The organism is Mesorhizobium sp. M0052 (assembly GCF_040323255.1).
Taxonomy (GTDB): Bacteria; Pseudomonadota; Alphaproteobacteria; order Rhizobiales; family Rhizobiaceae; genus Mesorhizobium.
On sequence record NZ_JAMYUS010000022.1, the window covers coordinates 90,241 to 107,592 of the forward strand.

At 64.2% G+C, this 17,352-nt stretch carries 17 protein-coding genes and 1 pseudogene; 11 read left to right on the forward strand and 7 right to left on the reverse strand.

The window, feature by feature from the left end:
- Positions 1–88 precede the first annotated feature (88 nt).
- On the forward strand, positions 89–1,018 hold the full coding sequence (locus NKJ77_RS25810; protein ID WP_023831392.1) for a lytic transglycosylase domain-containing protein: 930 nt from the start codon (positions 89–91) through the stop codon (positions 1,016–1,018).
- A 5-nt stretch (positions 1,019–1,023) separates the two neighbouring features.
- Positions 1,024–1,512 carry a GNAT family N-acetyltransferase gene (locus NKJ77_RS25815; RefSeq protein WP_023831391.1) on the forward strand — a complete coding sequence of 163 codons (489 nt, stop codon included), beginning with the start codon at positions 1,024–1,026 and terminating at the stop codon, positions 1,510–1,512.
- Between the two features lie 287 nt (positions 1,513–1,799).
- On the opposite strand, the gene NKJ77_RS25820 is transcribed toward NKJ77_RS25815, so the two are convergent.
- Entirely contained in the window at positions 1,800–2,138 is a 339-nt protein-coding gene (locus NKJ77_RS25820) for a hypothetical protein (protein ID WP_023831390.1), read from the reverse strand.
- Between the two features lie 318 nt (positions 2,139–2,456).
- Here NKJ77_RS25820 and NKJ77_RS25825 point away from each other — a divergent pair, with 318 nt between their 5' ends.
- From NKJ77_RS25825 to NKJ77_RS25840, 5 genes and pseudogenes are all read left to right on the forward strand, one after another.
- A complete protein-coding gene (locus NKJ77_RS25825; RefSeq protein WP_023733307.1) occupies positions 2,457–3,008 on the forward strand; it encodes a DUF4142 domain-containing protein in 552 nt (183 codons plus the stop codon).
- 301 nt (positions 3,009–3,309) lie between these two features.
- Positions 3,310–3,774, forward strand: coding sequence for a cupin domain-containing protein (locus tag NKJ77_RS25830; RefSeq protein ID WP_023740206.1), 465 nt, complete (start codon positions 3,310–3,312; stop codon positions 3,772–3,774).
- A 238-nt stretch (positions 3,775–4,012) separates the two neighbouring features.
- Entirely contained in the window at positions 4,013–4,405 is a 393-nt protein-coding gene (locus NKJ77_RS25835) for a RidA family protein (RefSeq protein ID WP_023740205.1), read from the forward strand.
- A gap of 14 nt (positions 4,406–4,419) precedes the next feature.
- Positions 4,420–4,637: pseudogene (locus tag NKJ77_RS32420) on the forward strand (cupin domain-containing protein); the annotation flags it as partial.
- Between the two features lie 478 nt (positions 4,638–5,115).
- Positions 5,116–5,673, forward strand: coding sequence for a hypothetical protein (locus tag NKJ77_RS25840; RefSeq protein ID WP_023744334.1), 558 nt, complete (start codon positions 5,116–5,118; stop codon positions 5,671–5,673).
- 163 nt (positions 5,674–5,836) lie between these two features.
- Here the strand turns inward: NKJ77_RS25840 and carB are convergent, their stop codons facing one another.
- The 3 genes from carB to NKJ77_RS25855 all read right to left on the reverse strand — a co-directional run bounded on the left by carB (position 5,837) and on the right by NKJ77_RS25855 (position 11,653).
- Entirely contained in the window at positions 5,837–9,340 is a 3,504-nt protein-coding gene (carB, locus tag NKJ77_RS25845; RefSeq protein ID WP_352535925.1) for a carbamoyl-phosphate synthase large subunit, read from the reverse strand.
- Between the two features lie 235 nt (positions 9,341–9,575).
- Positions 9,576–10,628: an SH3 domain-containing protein gene (locus NKJ77_RS25850; protein WP_352535926.1), complete on the reverse strand. Its 1,053-nt coding sequence runs from the start codon at positions 10,626–10,628 to the stop codon at positions 9,576–9,578.
- A 248-nt stretch (positions 10,629–10,876) separates the two neighbouring features.
- A complete protein-coding gene (locus NKJ77_RS25855; RefSeq protein ID WP_352535927.1) occupies positions 10,877–11,653 on the reverse strand; it encodes a metallophosphoesterase family protein in 777 nt (258 codons plus the stop codon).
- A 177-nt stretch (positions 11,654–11,830) separates the two neighbouring features.
- Here NKJ77_RS25855 and NKJ77_RS25860 point away from each other — a divergent pair, with 177 nt between their 5' ends.
- Entirely contained in the window at positions 11,831–12,301 is a 471-nt protein-coding gene (locus tag NKJ77_RS25860; protein ID WP_352535928.1) for a nucleoside deaminase, read from the forward strand.
- A gap of 23 nt (positions 12,302–12,324) precedes the next feature.
- On the opposite strand, the gene NKJ77_RS25865 is transcribed toward NKJ77_RS25860, so the two are convergent.
- Positions 12,325–12,681, reverse strand: a complete 357-nt coding sequence (locus NKJ77_RS25865; RefSeq protein ID WP_023672424.1) for an ArsR/SmtB family transcription factor — start codon at positions 12,679–12,681, stop codon at positions 12,325–12,327.
- 199 nt (positions 12,682–12,880) lie between these two features.
- Between NKJ77_RS25865 and NKJ77_RS25870 the strand changes: the two genes are divergently transcribed.
- Positions 12,881–14,059 (forward strand): MFS transporter, encoded by a 1,179-nt coding sequence (locus NKJ77_RS25870; RefSeq protein ID WP_352535929.1) that lies wholly within the window; start codon positions 12,881–12,883, stop codon positions 14,057–14,059.
- 29 nt (positions 14,060–14,088) lie between these two features.
- On the opposite strand, the gene NKJ77_RS25875 is transcribed toward NKJ77_RS25870, so the two are convergent.
- On the reverse strand, positions 14,089–14,553 hold the full coding sequence (locus NKJ77_RS25875; RefSeq protein ID WP_023672426.1) for a MarR family winged helix-turn-helix transcriptional regulator: 465 nt from the start codon (positions 14,551–14,553) through the stop codon (positions 14,089–14,091).
- A 181-nt stretch (positions 14,554–14,734) separates the two neighbouring features.
- Here NKJ77_RS25875 and NKJ77_RS25880 point away from each other — a divergent pair, with 181 nt between their 5' ends.
- Positions 14,735–15,529, forward strand: coding sequence for an SDR family NAD(P)-dependent oxidoreductase (locus tag NKJ77_RS25880; RefSeq protein ID WP_352535930.1), 795 nt, complete (start codon positions 14,735–14,737; stop codon positions 15,527–15,529).
- 161 nt (positions 15,530–15,690) lie between these two features.
- Here NKJ77_RS25880 and NKJ77_RS25885 read toward each other — a convergent pair whose 3' ends face one another.
- Positions 15,691–16,290 (reverse strand): LysE family translocator, encoded by a 600-nt coding sequence (locus tag NKJ77_RS25885; RefSeq protein ID WP_023672428.1) that lies wholly within the window; start codon positions 16,288–16,290, stop codon positions 15,691–15,693.
- Between the two features lie 96 nt (positions 16,291–16,386).
- Between NKJ77_RS25885 and NKJ77_RS25890 the strand changes: the two genes are divergently transcribed.
- Positions 16,387–17,256: a LysR family transcriptional regulator gene (locus tag NKJ77_RS25890; RefSeq protein WP_352535931.1), complete on the forward strand. Its 870-nt coding sequence runs from the start codon at positions 16,387–16,389 to the stop codon at positions 17,254–17,256.
- The last annotated feature ends 96 nt before the right edge of the window (positions 17,257–17,352 follow it).

Below are 17,352 nucleotides of genomic sequence, written 5' to 3' on the forward strand. Positions count from 1 at the left end.
CCCGAAAACCACCAGATGGTCCCGATTGCCCACCAGGAATCGCTGGTGTAAGGACTTCTTAACAACCGACAAATCGGACCCGCGCGGCTTGCCAGCAAAATTCAACCTTATCGCGATCTCTGTGATCGTCGGCGCAGCTGCCCTCAGCGGCTGCCAATCGACCTCGCAGATGAAGGCTACGCCTGCGCTGACCGAAACCGCGACCGCTGCCGGCAGCGATGCCGGCTTCACCGTGCCGCTGCCCGATACGGTTTCGGTGCTGCCGCAATCCTCGGGCATAACACCCGTCCAGGCGGCCGAAGCAACTCCCGCCACACCAGCACTTGCCGCCGCCCCGCAGCCGGCTGCCGCGACCGCGGCCTTTGCCGGCGCGACGCCCACGGCCCCGGCCCTGCCTGCGGTGATGGCCGCCAACGCTTGGCAGGCGCCTGCGCCTGCCAAGGCCGGACAGCCGGTCGCGGCGCAATATACGACCGCCAGCCTTGTCATGCCGGCGACCGCCAAGGGCGGCCAGAACGCCATGCCCGGCGTGCAGCAGGTAGCCTATGTCGTGCCGCAGAACCCTGCTTCCCTGGGCCAGTTCCCCGCCGCGCCCCTCGGTCTCCCGGAAGAAGAGCATGCGACCGGCATGCGCGGCGACGTCGACCGGCTGATCCAGAAATACGCTGCTCTCTACGAGGTGCCGGTCGATCTGGTGCGCCACGTCGTCAACCGCGAAAGCACCTACAATCCCAAGGCTTACAATAACGGCCATTGGGGGCTGATGCAGATCAAGCACGCGACGGCGCGCGGCATGGGCTATGACGGGCCGGCCAAGGGCCTGTTCGACGCCGAGACCAATCTGAAATACGCGGTCAAATATCTGCGTGGCGCCTGGCTGGTGGCGGGTGGCAACGCCAAGAAGGCCGATTGGCTCTACCAGACCGGCTATTATTTCGACGCCAAGCGCAAAGGCCTGCTCGAGGCCACCGGCCTCGGTGTCGACCGCAAGCGCCGCCGGCTGCAGCCCGACGCCTGAGCGCGATGCCTGAACCGCGCCCGCCGGCTCCAAACGACATCCGGCTGCGCAAGATCCTCGACGAGACGCTCGTTGCACCGCACTGGCCGGCCGGCTTTACCATGCGCTGCTTCGAACATGGTGACGCGCAGCCCTTGCATGCGCTTTTGACCGAGGTGTTCGACGACGGCACCGACGGCCCGTTCGACGAATGGTGGCCGCGCATATCCAGCGATGCCGAATTCGACCCGGCGCTGTGTTTCCTGGTCATCGACGCCAAGGGACGGCTGGCGGCGGCAGCGCTGTGCTGGACGAGGGCCTTCGTCAAGGACCTCGCGGTCCATCCCGAAGCGCGCGGCAAAGGAATTGGCGAAGCGCTAATGTGGCAGGCTTTCAACGCCTTTCGCGATCGAGGCGCGGCCCATGTCGACCTCAAGACCAACACGGTCGAGAACGCCGCCGCGCTCCGGCTCTACGAGCGGCTGGGAATGATGCCTGTCGCATGGGAAGGGTAAGGGCTTTTTTCTTGCCGCAATTCCCTGGGGAAAACGCTACGCGCTTTTCCCGGGAAAACCGGTTCCCACCTTTCCTGGAATTGCTCGAGCGCTGTTGAAAACCTCCGGATTGTGAACTGCTTCACATTGGCCGCCGCAACCGGATGCTACCTCACCATCCATGCCTTTCGACCGATGGCGGATCGACGACTGGCAGATGTGGGGCGGCTGCACCGGCATGTGTTCAGCCACTCCTTGGCGGGTCCCAGGCGGGGGTTTGGGGCCCGCCAGTCATTTTACGGCAGCCCTCAGATATCGGGCGCATTGCCGATCTTCTTTTTGAGCTCAAGCGCCCAGGCGCGGCCTTCGTCGCCGCCCCACAGCAGCCAGGCGATATGGCCGGCCGATGGATTGTCTTCATTGCCGTAATTCTTACCGCGCTTGTCGACCTCGTGGCGGGCGAAGTAGCTGACCATGCGGCGGATAGTGGATGGCGCCAGCTTTTCGCGGTTCTTGAGTTCCGTCGCCCGCGCCACGCCGATCTCGGTGCCGCCCCGGCCGAACTGCTTGCGCAGCCTCAACCCCCTGGCGGCGTTGTCGGCCACCACTTGCGGGCAGCGCAGATCGATCTCTTCATCCTCTTGCATGTGTCTCCCCAGCTCCGGAAACCTAACCTGCAGACGCAATACAGGGAAGTGCAACCGGCTCCACATGCCGCGCCGTCCATCGGGACCAGGATCCGCGCGCCATCGGCATCTGCGAGATCCTGTGGAACCTTATGGATTTCACGCCTGAGGGTCGGCCGAACTGGAACGAACAGCTGCATATGGCGAGGCGTGCTGTCCGCCAGGGGCGCCGGACGGCCCTTCGGCAGATGATCGCTGACGAATAGTTCTCCGGACGCAACCCTGCCGCCAATGCCGCGTTTGATTAGCCGAGGGAAATTTTCAAATCGGAGACCTCAGATGAAAACGCTTCTCACCATTGCCGCCGTCGCCTTGTTCGCCGGTGCCCCTGCCGCCTTTGCGGCCAACTCGACTGCGGTCGCGCCTGCCATGGCCGCCAGCAAGGTCGATACCCCAACCTTCGTCAAGACCGTGCCTAGCTCCAACGAATTCGAAATCCAGTCGAGCAAGCTCGCCGAGGAGAAATCCAAGGCGGCTGACGTCAGGAAATTCGCCAAGCAGATGGTCAAGGACCACACCAAAGCCGGCAAGGAGTTCAAGGCGGCGCTGAGCCAGGGCCAGACCACCGGTTCGACCAAAGCCGCGGGACCGGCCCTGCAGCCGAAGGAGCAGGCAATGCTCGACGAGTTGAAGAGCACAAGCGGCAAGGATTTTGACGCCAAGTACATCCAGATGCAGACGGACGCGCACAAGGAGGCCGTTGCCCTGTTCAGCACCTATGCCAACTCGGGCGACGACCCGGCGATGAAGGAATTCGCCAAGAAGACGCTGCCGACGCTGCAGATGCACGAGAAGCACGTGAAGGAACTCGCGGCCGCGCATCAGGGTTGAGGGTTGGTGACTGGCCAGCAATAGCATTCTACGGCGCCCCCTCTGTCCTGCCGGACATCTCCCCCACGAGTGGGGAGATCAGCAGCGTCGGCGCCGTGCTTTTCTACCGACGGTGAAAATTGGCGAAGGCTGAGGCGACAGCCAATCTCCCTGCTTGTGGGGGAAATGTCCGGCAGGACAGAGGGGGGCGCCGTAGAGTGCGACGGCCGATGCCTGCCGTTGGCAAGGCATTGCGGCAAAGTGGCTCTGTGGCTGCGGCGGCAGTGACATACACTGCCGCCACCAATTCAATGGAGCTCCCATGCCCAAGATCGACCTGTCCACCGTGCCTGTCCGCAAGGGCTCCGGCTACCCCGCACCCTTCGACGCCCCTTGCGCCGAGCGCACACGCCAGCGCCTCGGCGATGCCGGCGGCCTCACCGATTTCGGCGTCAACCTGATGACATTGCCATCAGGCGGCTGGTCCAGCCAGCGCCACTGGCACAGCCATGAGGACGAGCTCGTCTATGTGCTGGAAGGCGAACTGGTGCTGGTCGAGGATGGCGGCGAGACGCTGCTCAAGGCCGGCGACTGCGCGACCTTTGCCAAGAACAGCGGCAACGGCCACCACATGATCAACCGCTCGTCCACAACGGCGCGCTATCTCGAGGTCGGATCGCGCAATCCGGATGATCTCATCACCTGCTCCGACATCGACATGATGAGCCCGAGTTCGGATGGCAGGTTCCTGCACAAGGACGGCATGCCCTATCCGGGGCAGGGGTGACGGCTGGACTATGGTCCGGCGCTGGCGTTCGCTGGGCGGGGGGATAAGCTCCTCACAATCAAAGGTGGCGCAGGCCCCCTCATCCGACCGCTTCGCGGCCACCTTCTCCCCACTGGGGAGAAGAGGGAAGCGCTGGCGCTGACCGGCTCCTCTCCCCTCGGGGAGAGGTCAGCCGAGCGAAGCGGAGGCTGGGTGAGGGGGCCTTGGCGCCAGCTTGGCAAACAAGGGGAAGATCACCATGAAAAAAGAAGTCATCGAAGTGCCCGTCATGTCGGCCAAGGTGCGGGCGCTCGGGCTGCCTTGCTCGACGGCAGTAAGGGCCAATGGCTTCGTGTTCATCTCGGCGACGCCGCCGGTGGACATGGTGAGCGGCGAGATGGTGCGTGGCGATATCGAAACGCAGACCGAGGCGTCGCTGAAGGCGCTGAAACACTGCCTGGAAGCCGCCGGCACCTCGCTGGACAATGTGGTGATGGTGCGCATCTACGCCGTCAATTCCGGCTTCTACAACGCCATCAACCGGGTCTATGCCCGGTACTTCAGCGTCAACCCGCCGGCGCGCAGTTTTGTGCCGGTGGCGTCATGGCCAATGGAGTTCGATATCGAGATCGAGTGTGTGGCGGTGGCGTAAGCTTCCCTGTAGAGTTGGTCGAAGGCGGCGGCGAGACGCTGCCCAAGCTAGGCGACTGCGCCGCCTTGCCCGCAGCAACGGCCACCACTTGATCAACCGCTCGTCGAAGACAGGGTGTTACCGTGGCTCGCGCAATCCTGACGATGTCATCACCTGCTCTGACATCGACATGATGGGCCCGGTTCGGATGGCGCTTACTGCACAGGGGGGACGCCGTAGCCGGAGGGGATGAACGATGCATCCGCGAGCATCCGCTAGGTGACAGGGTATTAAGAATCGCGGAGTCGGTGCTGGCCCCCTCATCCGGCCGCTACGCGTCCACCTTCTCCCCGTTGGGGCGAAGAGGTTGGTGCGGCGCTTCAAGCCTCCTCTCTCCTCGGGGAGAGGTCAGCCGAGCGAAGCGGAGGCTGGGTGAGGGGGGCTGCGCCAACCTCAAACCAAGGGAAATCATAATCACCAAATAATCGTCGATATACCAGCGCTGTCGGCCGCCGTGCGCGCTGGGCGTGCCCTTTCGCTGGTGACCAAGGGACGCGCTTGTGTTCGTCTCCGGCACGCCGCACCTCGGTGGTGCGCATCCACGCGCCAACATGGGCTCCCACAGCGTCGTCAGTGGCTTTCTTGTCTAAGACAAAGACAATGTCTAACCAGACAAGAATTGTGTTGCATCTCGTCCGAATCGTGTTATTGCTTATCCAGAGGATGGCCCGATGGACGGAAAAAAGTCTCGCAAATCACTACTTGATTTCCTCGACTACCTTGCAAAAAAGGGGTTGATGAACAAGGCAACAGCTAATGCCCGCAAGGCTGCAGCTAATAATGTTCTAAGTATTTTGGATGAAAATGAGGCTGACGACGTCACTGTGGTTGATATCGATCAGCTTTTTGTCCGATTCGCTAATCTCCAAGGCTCTAAATATAAGCCTGAGAGTTTGAATGTTTACAAAGGTCGTTTGAAGGCGGCGATCGTAGACTTTAAGAGCTATCAGAACAATCCAATGACGTTCCGACCTTCGGTCCAATTTAACGGGCGCAAGGCAGCGGAGAGACCGAAAACCATCGGTCAGGGCGAGGTAGGTCCGCCCGACCCGCCTGTGTTCCGACCGGTGGCGAGTGTTTCGGGCCCTCCCCCAGCATCTGTATCCGTCTTGCCTATACCAATAAGGCCCGATCTCGTCGTTCAGATACAGGGATTGCCTTATGATTTGACAGCAGCGGAAGCCAGTAAGATTGCGAATGTGATTCGCGCGATGGCGTCGACCGAATAGTTTCCCAGTCCAAATGGGAGACTAGCTCAGCCCAGCTGAGACCACGGGAGCCGCTGGCTCGGTGTCCAAAACCGATGTCCAGCGGCCCTCCTTGCCCGTACAAGTACTGGCTAGGATAGGATAGCTTATCATTTTGACGGCTGCAATCTGCGAACAAAATTCACTAGGCAAAATACTCCTGCAGCGGCCTGACCTCCAGGCTCCCTGCCTTCAGCGCCGCAATCGCCTCGGCCACCGCCGCCGCCCCCGACAGCGTCGTGTAATACGGCACCTTCTGCATCAGCGTTGCCCTGCGCAGCGATTTCGAATCCGACACCGCCTTCTGCCCGTCCGTCGTGTTGAAGACGATCTGGACCTGGCGGTTGCGGATGGCGTCTTCGATGTGGGGCCGGCCCTCCAGCACCTTGTTGATCTTCTGGGCGTCGACGCCGTTTTCGGCGAGGAAGCGGGCGGTGCCGGATGTCGCGAGCACCTTGAAGCCCTGGCCGGCCAGGCGCTTGACCGCCGGCAGGATGCCGGCCTTGTCTTCGTCGCGCACCGATACGAACAGCGTGCCGGAGCGCGGCAGGTCGACGCCGGCGCCGAGCTGGCTCTTGGCGAAGGCCAGCGCAAAATCGCGGTCGAGGCCCATGACCTCGCCGGTCGAGCGCATTTCCGGGCCGAGCAATATGTCGACGCCGGGGAAGCGGGCGAAGGGGAAGACGGCTTCCTTGACGGCGATGTGGCCGGGGTTCCTGGGGTCGGGCATGGCGCCGTAATGGGCGAAGGCGCCTTCCAGCTTTTCGCCGGCCATGATGCGGGCGGCAATTTTCGCAATTGGACGCCCGATGGTCTTGGCGACGAAGGGCACGGTGCGCGATGCGCGCGGGTTGACCTCCAGCACATAGACCGTGCCGTCCTTGATCGCATACTGCACGTTCATCAGGCCGCCGACGTTGAGCGCGCGGGCAAGCGCCGCCGTCTGGCGCTCCAGCTCGTCGACCAGATCGGAAGGCAGCGAATGCACCGGCAGCGAACAAGCGCTGTCGCCGGAGTGGATGCCGGCCTCCTCGATGTGCTCCAGAATGCCTGAGACGAAGGTCGACGTGCCGTCGCAGAGGCAGTCGACATCGACTTCGATGGCGCCCGAGAGATAGGTGTCGAACAGAAGCGGGTTCTTGCCCAGCAGCGTGTTGATCTGGCCGGTCTTGTCGTTGGGGTATTTCTGCTTGATGTCCTCCGGCACCAGGCCGGGCACGGTGTCGAGCAGGTAGCTCTGCAGCATGCCCTCGTCATGGATGATCTGCATGGCGCGGCCGCCGAGCACATAGGAGGGGCGCACCACCAGCGGGAAGCCGAGTTCGCCGGCGACAAGGCGGGCCTGCTCGACAGAATAGGCGATGCCGTTCTTCGGCTGGCTGAGGTTGAGCTTGTGCAACAGCTTCTGGAAACGGTCGCGGTCTTCGGCCAAATCGATCATGTCGGGTGACGTGCCCAGGATCGGGATGCCGGCCTTCTCCAGCGCGTCGGCAAGCTTCAGCGGCGTCTGGCCGCCGAACTGGACGATGACGCCGACCAGTTCGCCCGACGCCTGTTCGGCGCGCAGGATCTCCAGCACGTCTTCCGCCGTCAGCGGTTCGAAGTAGAGCCTATCGGAAGTGTCGTAGTCGGTCGACACCGTCTCGGGGTTGCAGTTGATCATGATCGCTTCATAGCCGGCGTCGCGCAGCGCGAAGGCGGCATGGCAGCAGCAATAGTCGAACTCGATGCCCTGGCCGATGCGGTTCGGACCGCCGCCGAGGATGACGACTTTTTTCCGCGATGACACTTGCGCTTCATTGGCCAGCGCGCCGGCGAAGGGCACTTCATAGGTCGAGTACATGTAGGCGGTGGGCGAGGCGAACTCGGCGGCGCAAGTGTCGATGCGCTTATAAACCGGATGAACGTCGAGCTTTTCGCGAATCCTTTGAATCACTTCGGCGTCGGTCTTCGTCAGCGAGGCGAGGCGGGCATCGGAGAAGCCCATCGCTTTCAGCATGCGCAGATTGACAGCGTCCTGTGGGATGCCGTGCTCGCGGATGCGGGCTTCCATGGAAACGATGCCGGCGATCTGTTCGAGGAACCACGGGTCGATCTTGCACATGGCGTGCACGTCTTCCAGCGAGGTGCCCATGCGGATCGCCTGCGCCACCATGCGCAGCCGGTCGGGCGTCGGCGTGCCGAGCGCGGCGCGGATGGCGTTGCGGTCGTCGGCGTGGTTGGCAGCTACGGCACCGTGGCCGAGGCCTGGGATTTCGATTTCGTCGAGACCAGTCAGGCCGGTTTCCAGTCCACGCAAAGCCTTCTGCAGCGATTCCTGGAAGGTGCGGCCGATGGCCATGACTTCGCCGACCGACTTCATGGCGGTGGTCAGCACCGGCTCGGCGCCGGGGAATTTCTCGAAGGCAAAGCGCGGGATTTTGGTGACGACGTAATCGATCGACGGCTCGAACGAAGCAGGCGTGGCGCCGCCGGTGATGTCGTTCTCCAGCTCGTCCAGCGTGTAGCCGACGGCAAGCTTGGCCGCGATCTTGGCGATGGGGAAGCCGGTCGCCTTCGAAGCCAAGGCGGAACTGCGCGAGACGCGCGGGTTCATCTCGATGACGACGAGGCGGCCATCGGCCGGATTGACGGCGAACTGCACATTGGAGCCGCCGGTCTCGACGCCGATCTCGCGCAGCACCGCGATCGAGGCGTTGCGCATCATCTGGTATTCCTTGTCGGTCAGCGTCAGGGCAGGGGCGACGGTGATGGAATCGCCGGTGTGCACGCCCATCGGGTCGATGTTCTCGATCGAGCAGACGATGATGCAATTGTCCGCCTTGTCGCGGACGACCTCCATCTCATACTCCTTCCAGCCGAGCACGCTCTCCTCGATCAGCACTTCGGTGGTCGGCGAGGCGTCGAGGCCGGACTGGACGATGTCGTAGAATTCGGCGCGGTTGTAGGCGATGCCGCCGCCGGTGCCGCCCATGGTGAAGGACGGGCGGATGATGGCGGGCAGGCCGACATGGTCGAGCGCCTGCGCGGCGATCGCCATGCCATGGCTGATGTAGCGCTGCTTGCGGTCGCCTTCGCCGAGGTTCCAGCGGGTTTCCAGCGCGTCGAGCGCGGCATCGAGGTCGGCAGGCGCCTCGGCCTTGACGGCGGCGCGCTCGGCCTCATGGGTCTTGCGGTCGGCGTTCTTGACGTCGGTGGCATTGGCCAGCATCGACTTCGGCGTTTCCAGGCCGATCTTCTTCATCGCCTCGCGAAACAGCGCCCGGTCCTCAGCCTTGTCGATTGCCGTGGCGTCGGCGCCGATCATCTCGACATTGTAGCGCTCGAGCACGCCCATGCGGCGCAGCGACAGAGCGGTATTGAGCGCGGTCTGGCCGCCCATGGTCGGCAGCAGCGCGTCGGGCCGCTCCTTGGCGATGATCTTGGCGACGACTTCAGGCGTGATCGGCTCGATATAGGTGGCGTCGGCCAGTTCCGGGTCGGTCATTATGGTGGCCGGGTTGGAATTGACCAGGATGACGCGAAAGCCCTCTTCCTTCAGCGCCTTGCAGGCCTGTGTGCCGGAATAATCGAACTCACAGGCCTGGCCGATGACGATGGGGCCGGCCCCGATGATCAGGATCGACTTGATGTCGGTGCGTCTTGGCATCGTTGTGAGTTCCGTTCGGCGAGCGGCTTGCACGAAAAACCGGGACGGGAAGACCCGGCCGGTTGTGCTTGCGATTCTGGTATCAGGCTAGGAGGGCCTTATAGGGAAGAGTTTTGGGAGATGTAACCCCGAAAATGAGGCTAGGCAGTAGGGACCAGGCAGTAGGGATCAGGCAGTGGGGATTAGGCAGGAGCGAGGTTAAGGCGCCTATTGCCCATTCCCTACTGCCTGACACCTAATCCCCCAGCGCGAGCTGATCCGTAATCTCAAACCGCTCGGATACCCCGACGCGGATCATGTTGAGGCTGCCTTCCCTTGTGAAGCGGAAGTCCTTGCCCAAATCCGAGTTGGCCGGCATGCCGGCAGAGAAGGAGATGACGCGCGTGCCGCCATCGGGCCAGGTCACGGTGATGTCTGCCTTGTCAGCGCCATTGTGGACGATGTTGACGGCGCAGCGGGTCATCGGTTGTCCGACATAGCGGGCGCAGGGGATCTCGGCGGTGGCGCCGAGGGCGGGCGGGGGTTCCAGCCGTGCAACGGTTTGCGTAGCGGTCGCAGCTTTGGCCTGGTCTGGCCGTGGCGTCGGGGATAGTACCCCCGGCGCGGACGCTGTATCCGGCGCTGCTCCCGCAGACGCGGCGGCGGCGAGTTCCGGCGTCCCTGTGGCCTCCGTTGCCGGAGCCTCTGTGGCAGGGATTTCATCCGTCGGCGGACTTTCATTCGCTGCGAAGGCAAGGCCGTAAGCATCCTGCATGGCGGTCCTGCCGATCTCGGCGGCGGACTTCGGCGCGCCTGGATTCGTGCCGCCAAGGCGCTCGGTCAGGTCGAGTGGAGCCGGCGCGGGTGCAGCCGGGGTGGGTGGAGCCTGAGTGGGTGCAGCCGGAGCGGCAGAGGCGGCAGGTGCAGTCGTCCGGGGCGCTGCGGCCACGTCGGCCGGCTGCGTCGACATGTCGGGCGCGAGCGTCGGGCCGCCGGCTTCAGCGCTGGCGGTCACCTGGGGCGGCGCGGCGTCAACTTCGACCACGGTCGGATTGTCGGGGATAAGATAGCGCGCGGGCGCCCAGCCTTTGACCAGTGGATTGTCGATCTCCTCGACCTTGCACCAGCGGTGGCCGTCCACTTCGTTGCAGCCGAAATTCCTGACGCTCGAGCCGATCGGCAGACGCGCCTGGGTTCTGCCGACCGGCGACGGCGTGGCGCGGATGTTGAGGAGATCGCCTGGGCCGAGCTCGGTCACTATGGAAACGATGTCGGCAGGCGCGTCCTCGGCATTGGCCGGCAAGCTCACCAACAGCGGGCCCACCACCAACGGACCCGCCAACAACCGGGCTGCCCGCAGGAGCGGAGCGCCAGTCAGTCGATGCAAAATGGTTCGGATTGTGCGCCTCATCATTTGGCCGTGCGCCGATTACCCTTGCGGCAGCAGTCCTGCCGTATGCCAAGGCGGTTTTATAAGGGACGATACGCGGCCATGTAAGTCTGAAAATGCGTCCGATGTTTGGTGCCGCGAGGCGGAAGCAGGGCGCAGCCATGCGGTCAAGCGGAGCCTTGCCAAGAGGGTTTGGGCATGAAGCCGGTCCTCAGCGCATGCGCCCATTCCGGTCGGCCCGCCTGTGCGGCCTGTCTCGCCGCCGCTTCGTGGTCGTAGTCGACGGCGATGGTCTCGAAACGGTCTGGACCATCGCCATCCAAGGTGAGGATGCCGTAGCGCGCATGCGGGCTGCCTTGCTCCGAAACATGCGCCGGGGGCGTCTCGTCTTCATAGGCGGGAGCGCCGACGCTGCCGGGGTTGAAGAGGATGGGGCCACCGGGGATACGGAGCAGCTCCGCGCGGTGGCTGTGGCCGCAAACCACGACGCGGCAGGCCGGGTCCAGTGCCTTCAACCGCCGCTGAATAGCGGCAAGCGGCGCGCGCACCAGTTGGCCATCGACGATCGCGTCGAGCAGGTATTTCTCGTCATGGTCGGGCCGCGCATGGAAAGCGACCACGCCGGGAACAATCTCCAGCGTGAAGGGCAGGGCGAGCAGCGCTTCGCGCTGCGCCTCCGTCAGCCGCTCCTGTGCATAGCGGTCCGAAGCCCACATCGTATCGTCGGCCGGATCGACGGCGACGCGGCGGTCATGGTTGCCGCGCACCGTCGGCAGGTCGAGCGCTTCGAGCCGCTCGAACGTCTCGCGCGGCCAGAGCGGGCCGGAGACACAGTCGCCAAGGTTGACGGTGAGATCGGCGCCGCCGCGCCGCGCTAGATCGGCGAGCACGGCATCCAGCGCCAGCACATTGCCATGGATGTCGGCGAGAACGGCAATGCGCATGCGGCGGGCTCCTTGGTGCAGCCCGTTGAGGCTTGCGGCCCGGCTTCCTATCAAGCCGCTGCCTTCATTATCAAGCCCTTGAGGCCGTTCGAGACAGCCGGGAGCTGGCTATCGCGGAAGCACTCCATCTGCTAGCGTCCATGACGTTCCAGAGTTCATCAGGGGGGAGGACAGGCGATGACCCGCGACCAGATGGTTGCCCACCTCCGCGCCGCCAATAACGTCGCGCGCGAGACTGCCGCGCATGGGCACCATCCTTTCGGCTGCGTGCTCGTCGGCCCCGACGATCGCATCCTGATGCGGCAAGGAAACATCAACACCGTGCGCCACGCCGAAACCGAGCTCTCCCGGCGTGCCTCGGACGCCTATCCGACGGATTTCCTCTGGTCCTGCACGCTGGTCACAACCGGCGAGCCCTGTGCGATGTGCACGGGAACGCTGTACTGGGCCAATATCGGCCGGCTGGTCTACGGCTTCGAGGAGACCAAGCTTCTCGCGCTGACCGGCAACCACGCCGAGAATCCGACGATGAACCTCTCGTCGCGCACGGTCCTCGGCTCCGGGCAGAAACCGGTCGAGGTCCACGGACCCTTCCCCGAGATGGACGAGGAGCTCCTCGCCCCGCATATCGGTTTTTGGCAGCGCTAGGAGCGGCCTGACTTCGGCACCAGCTACGCCGGAATTTCGATGTCGTGGCCGCCGACGATGGGTAGAGCCGGGTCATCTCCGGCCGCCGCAATCACGCTGTCGAGCAGGCCGGGGAAGCGGGCGTCGAGGTCGGCGCGGCGCAGCGTGATCATCCGGTTGGTGCCGGCCACTTCGGCGCGGGTGACGCCGGCCTCGCGCAGTTTGGCCAGGTGATAGCTGAGATTGGTCTTGGAGCCGAGGTCGAGGAACCGGCTGCAGTTCAGCGGCACGCCTTCCTTGCTGGCGAGATAGCGCACGATGGCGAGCCGGGTCGGGTCGCCAAGCACGCCGAGCACAACCGGCAGGCTGATCTGGTCTGTATTGGGGTGCGGCAAAGTCATGGCCCGAAACTAAGCACAGTTGGTGGCGATTTCAACGCGTCGATCTTTCGCGGGCATGCACGGTCCGTTTCGCGATTGGCCCAATGGCTGTCCTGACACAGGGCTGTCAGCAGGGTTCAGCTATTTTCGTCTGGCTTCATTGACATCACGCCCTGTTATGTCCAATTGTTCAATAACTTTTGAACTAAGGACACGCCCTATGGACAAGCGCCTCTTTTGGCTTGCGCTCGGATCGTTCACGATCTCGACCGAAGGCTTCGTCATCTCCAGCCTGCTGCCTGACATCGCCACCGACGCCCGCATTTCCATTCCGCTCGCCGGCACGCTGATCACCGCCTTCGCGCTGGCTTACGCCATCGGCACGCCGATCCTGGCAACGCTGACCGGCGAATGGGACCGGCGCCGCGTCATCTTGTGGACGCTGGCGTTCTTCGTCATCGGCAATGTGGTGGCGGCGCTGAGCTCCTCCTTCGAGCTGCTGCTCATTGCCCGCATCATCATGGCGCTGTCGTCAGGCCTTTTTGCAGCGACCGCTCAAGGCACGGCGGTGGCGGTGGTCGATGACCACCACCGGGCGCGGGCCATTGCAGTCGTCGTCGGCGGAACCACGGTGGCGGTTGCGCTCGGTGCACCGCTCGGCGCGCTGGTTGCCACGATAGCCGGCTGGCGCGGGACCTTCTTTGCCATTGCCGGGCTCGGCGCGCTGGTCGGCGCCATCCTGTGGTACCGGCTGCCGCGCGGAATTGTCGGCACCAAGCTGCCGCTCAGGCGGCGGCTGGCTGCGGCGCTGCGCCCCGGCGTCATGCCGATCCTGCTGACCACCGCTCTTGCCCTGATCGGCGCCTTCTCGGTGTTTTCCTATATCGCACCGCTGGCCATCCAGAGCGGCGGCCTCAGCCCGATTGCGCTGCCCGGCATGCTGCTCGCCTTCGGTGTCGGCGCCGTCATCGGCAACATAGCCGGCGGCCAGGCGGCCGACCGTTTTGGTGCGACGCGCACCGTCGGCTGGTCGCTGGCGCTGAGCGCCGTCATGCTGGTGATGCTCTCGGCCATCCCGACCTTCCTGCCGCAGCATCTCGCCGGGCCGGCATTGATGGCCATGATGGTGCCGTGGGGCATGGTTGGCTGGGCATTTCCGCCGGCGCAGGCCAGCCGCATCATCAAGCTGGCGCCCGACGCCGCCCCGATCGTGCTGTCGCTCAACGCTTCGGCGCTCTATCTCGGCGTGGCGCTGGGTGCTGTGGTCGGCGGCGCCGTGCTGCGCTACGGCGTGCCGGCCGATCTCGGCCTGGTCGCCGCCATCTTCCCGCTGATCGGGCTTGGCGTGGTGCTGGCCGGCCGCTGGGCGGCCCGGCCGGTCGCCATGCCGGCGGAATAGACCTTTGCAAATCACTGGCGGCCGCTCTTTCAGCTTGAAGGGGCGGCCGCGGGCACGTCGTAGTCCAGCGCCGCGACTTCATCCAGCATAGCGCGCAGATCTGCGGCTCGTTGCGGGCCGACCAGCGCCTCGAAGCGCTGCTGGGCAATGGTCCACAATTTCGTCGTCTCCTCGAGCTTGGCCAGGCCTTGGTCGGTCAGCCGCACCCGCTTGACGCGGCGATCGTCCTTGTCGGCGAAGGTGTCGACATAGCCGTCGCGGATCAGCGGCTTCAGCGTGTGGCCGAGCGCCGAGAGATCCATGACCATCGCTTCGGCTATCGTGCCCATCGCCGGCTCGTTGCTGACATGGATCTGGTAGAGCAGGCCGTACTGCGTGCCCTTCAGACCCGAAGGCGAGATTACATCGTCATAGAAGCGGCCGAGCTTGCGCGCGGCCCGCCGCAGCGTGGCGTTGTTGCAAAGGCTAAATCCCGGCAGCGCGGTCTTGCTCATCACGACTCCTTGCCGACAAAACCGCTGCCGGCCTGCCGCAGAAATAGTTTCTGCCGCCTCCGTTGACAAGATAGTGGTATATGCCTACTTCCCTGAAAGTGGTATATGCCACTAATTGGAGATCAGGGCGGGACGAGGGTTCGTCGACCTGTCTCGCCGGGCAGAAAAAAGGAACAGGACAATGAGTGGACAGGACAACAAGGGTACCGCGGTCGTCACCGGCGCATCGGCCGGCATCGGCGCGGTCTATGCCGACCGGCTGGCCGGGCAAGGCTACGATCTGGTGCTGGTAGCGCGGCGCGCCGACCGGCTGGAGGAACTGGCTGAAAAGCTGCGATATGCCTACAAGCGCAAGGTCAGCGTGATTGCCGCCGACCTCGCCGACGACAATGATGTGCGCCGCGTCGAGCAGGCGATCACAGCCGACGACAGCGTCACGCTGCTGGTCAACAATGCCGGCATTGGCGGCCAGGCCGTGGTGGCAACGGCCGACGCCGACGAGGCCGAGCGCATGATCAAGGTCAACGTCGTCGCCTTGACCCGCCTGACCCGCGCCGTTCTGCCGGGGCTTCTTGCGCGCAACCGCGGCGCCATCGTCAACATCGCCTCTGTGCTCGCCTATGATACCTCGTTCGGCGGCATCTACAGCGGTACCAAGGCCTATGTCGTCAACTTCACCGAGGCCCTGCACCGCGAAGTCGCCGGCACCAATGTGAAGGTGCAGGCGGTGCTGCCGGGCGCGACCCGCACCGATTTCTGGGAGCTCGCCGGTGGCGACATCGACAATCTGCCGAAGGAGATCATCATGTCCGCCGACGATATGGTCGATGCCGCGCTTGTGGGCCTATCCAGGGGCGAAGCCGTCACCGTGCCGGCACTTGCCGACACAGCCAAGCTGGACACGTTCCTCGGGGCAAGGCAAGTCTTCTACGGCAGCCTGCACGCCGACAAGCCGGCTGCCCGCTACGCGGCCTGAGGAGAGAGCTGGTTCGCTTCGCGAACCAGGACCCCACCCCGCTCACTACATTCGCGACCCTCCCCACAAGGGGGGAGGGTAAAGTGCGCGCTCCCCTTCCTCCCCCTTGTGGGAGGTCGGACCGCAGGTCCGGGTGGGGGTACTGGCGCCGACCTCTGCGTTTACGCTCCCCGCCACATCGGTATGATCGATGCAGCCAGCACCAGCGCCAGCACGATGTTGAGCGCGCGCCATTGCCATTCGGTCTCGAGCAGCCGTGCCAGCACCATGCCCGCCACGCACCAGATCGACAGCGAGACGGCTGCAGTGAGGCCGAAGGTCGAGCCGAGCAGCAGCGCGAGTTGTCCCGGCCCGTCGGCAAGGGCTGCGAACGAGGCCGCCGCCCCCAGTCCCATCGCCCAGCCCTTCGGGTTCATCCATTGAATGCCGGCGCCGCCGAAGAAGCTGTTGGGTTTTGCCATCGCCACATCGAGATTAGGCGGCCCGGCGCGGCCGATCTTGATTGCCAGCCAGATGAGATAGAGCGAGCCGATGATTTTCATCGCCAGTTGCAGCGAAGGCATAGCCAGCAGCAGACCGGCGAGCCCGGCGGCGGCAGCAGCGGTCACGGTGGCGAGGCCGGCAGCGCTGCCGATCAATAGGGGAACGGAACGGCGAAAGCCGAACTGCGCACCTGAAGCAGTCGACAGGGTGGTGGCGATGCCCGGCGTGACGGTGGCCACGAAGGCAAACAGGATGAGCGGAAAGATGGGCTGCAACATGAGGCGTCCTCCATCGAAGGCCCTACGGTAGACTTCTGCATACTTCAGTAAATGCAATGTTTGCGATGGTTGGCATTAGCAGATATAATTCCAACCATGATCCGTAACCTCGACACAGCGCTGATCCGCACCTTCGTCACTGTCGCCGACAAGGCCAGCATGACGGCGGCGGCGAACGCGCTGCATCTGACGCAAGGCGCCGTCAGCCAGCAGATCAAAAGGCTGGAGGAGGCGCTGGGCTGCAGCCTGTTCGAGCGCGACCGGCGTGGCTTGCGGCTGACGCGGCCCGGCGAGCGGCTGTTCGGCAAGGGCAAACGGTTGCTTGGCCTCAATGACGAGATCTGGGCCGAGATGGCGGGCACCGAGGTCGCCGGCCAGGTGCGGCTCGGTGTTCCCTATGACCTTGTCGGCACCTTGCTGGCGCCGGTGCTGAAAGCCTATGCCGAGACCTATCCGCAGATCGAGATATCCCTACTCTGCGCCGCCTCGCCGGATCTTGCCGCGGCCCTTGCGGCCGGCACTATCGATCTTGCTGTCATCGAGGAACGGGTTGGCCCGTCGGCCGGCGAATGCCTGGCCATTGACCGGCTGGTCTGGGTCGGGGCCAAGGGCGGAGTCGCCCGTGCCAAGCGGCCGCTGCCGGTGTCGATCGTCGCCGACACCTGCGCCTTCCGACCGGTGGTGCTGTCGGCGCTGAACGAGCACGGGCTGGAATGGCGCACCGTGTTCGAGAACGGCAACATCGACGCGACGACCGCGACAGTGCGCTCCGACCTTGCCGTCACCGCCTGGCTGGCCTCCACCGTGCCTGCCGATCTTGACATCCTGGCTTTTGATGCCGGGCTGCCGCCGCTGCCGAATTTTTCCATCAATCTGCATTTGCCGAAGTACGGCACGGCGCCGGCAGCGCAGGAGTTCGCGCGGTATATCCGGGGTGGGTTGGCACGGCGGGCTGTGGCGGCTTGACAGAACTTGCATTGTCCAGCCGATAGATGGGTAACACTTTGAACCGGATACATAGGTGACACTTCTCTCCCCCTATGCGTCCGCCGCAGCGCCAAG